Source organism: Streptomyces aurantiaciflavus, assembly GCF_049808595.1.
Classification (GTDB): domain Bacteria; phylum Actinomycetota; class Actinomycetes; order Streptomycetales; family Streptomycetaceae; genus Streptomyces.
This window is the reverse complement of record NZ_JBNCAQ010000080.1, coordinates 1-1,476: the sequence shown is the minus strand read 5'-3', so window position 1 is coordinate 1,476 and position 1,476 is coordinate 1. Positions and strand designations below refer to the sequence as shown.

Here is a 1,476-nt window from a genome sequence, read left to right as displayed (position 1 = left end):
CTCGCGCAGGAAGGCGAGCACGGCCGGGTTGGACGAGGACAGCTCGGTGTAGGAGCCGAGTCCGAAAGCGGGGTTCTGCTTGCGGATCTCGATCATGCGCCGCGTCCAGTGCAGCAGCGAGGAGGGCGAGGCCATGGACGCCTCGACGTTGGTGACCTGGTAGCCGTAGACGGGGTCCATGATGGTCGGCAGGTAGAGCCGGCCGGGGTCGCAGGAGGAAAAACCTGCGTTGCGGTCCGGTGTCCACTGCATGGGGGTGCGGACGGCGTCGCGGTCGCCGAGCCAGATGTTGTCGCCCATGCCGATCTCGTCGCCGTAGTAGAGGATCGGCGAGCCGGGGAGGGACAGCAGGAGTGCGGTGAACAGCTCGATCTGGTTGCGGTCGTTGTCGAGGAGGGGCGCGAGCCGGCGGCGGATGCCGATGTTGGCGCGCATCCGCGGGTCCTTCGCGTATTCCGCGTACATGTAGTCGCGTTCTTCGTCGGTGACCATTTCGAGCGTGAGCTCGTCGTGGTTGCGAAGGAAGATGCCCCACTGGCAACCGGACGGAATCGCGGGCGTTTTGGCGAGGATTTCCGAGACGGGATAGCGGGATTCCCGGCGGACGGCCATGAAGATGCGGGGCATGACCGGGAAGTGGAAGGCCATGTGGCATTCGTCGCCGCCGGAGGCGTAGTCGCCGAAGTAGTCGACGACGTCCTCCGGCCACTGGTTGGCCTCCGCGAGCAGCACCGTGTCCGGATACATCGCGTCGATCTCCTTCCGGACCCGTCTGAGGAACTCATGGGTTGCCGGAAGGTTTTCGCAGTTGGTGTTCTCCTCCGCGTAGAGATACGGCACTGCGTCCAGTCGGAAACCGTCGATCCCGAGGTCCAGCCAGAAGCGGAGGGCGGCCAGGATCTCCTCCTGGACGGCCGGGTTCTCGTAGTTGAGGTCCGGCTGGTGGGAGAAGAAGCGGTGGAAGAAGTACTGCTTGCGGACCGGGTCGAAGGTCCAGTTGGAGACCTCGGTGTCGACGAAGATGATGCGGGCGTCGGCGTACTGCTTGTCGTCGTCGGCCCACATGTAGTAGTCGCCGTAGGGGCCGTCGGGGTCCTTCCTCGATTCCTGGAACCACGGGTGCTGGTCGCTGGTGTGGTTCATGACGAAGTCGATGATGACGCGCATCCCGCGTTGGTGGGCGGCGTCGACGAATTCGACGAAGTCGGCGAGGTCGCCGAATTCGGGCAGGACGGAGGTGTAGTCCGAGACGTCGTATCCGCCGTCCCTCAGCGGGGATTTGAAGAAGGGCGGCAGCCAGAGGCAGTCGACGCCGAGCCATTGCAGGTAGTCGAGTTTGGCGGTGAGGCCCTTGAGGTCGCCGACGCCGTCGCCGTTGCTGTCCTGGAAGGAGCGGACGAGGACTTCGTAGAAGACCGCGCGTTTGAACCAGTCCGGGTCGCGGTCCTTGGCGGGGGTGTCTTCGAAGGTGTCCGG

1 protein-coding gene is annotated in these 1,476 nt (G+C 64.7%); it reads right to left on the bottom strand.

Features of this window, described 5'->3' with window-relative positions; genetic code table 11:
- The coding region (treS, locus tag ACPT94_RS42110) for a maltose alpha-D-glucosyltransferase (RefSeq protein ID WP_425248155.1) at positions 1-1,476 on the bottom strand (1,476 nt) is incomplete at both ends.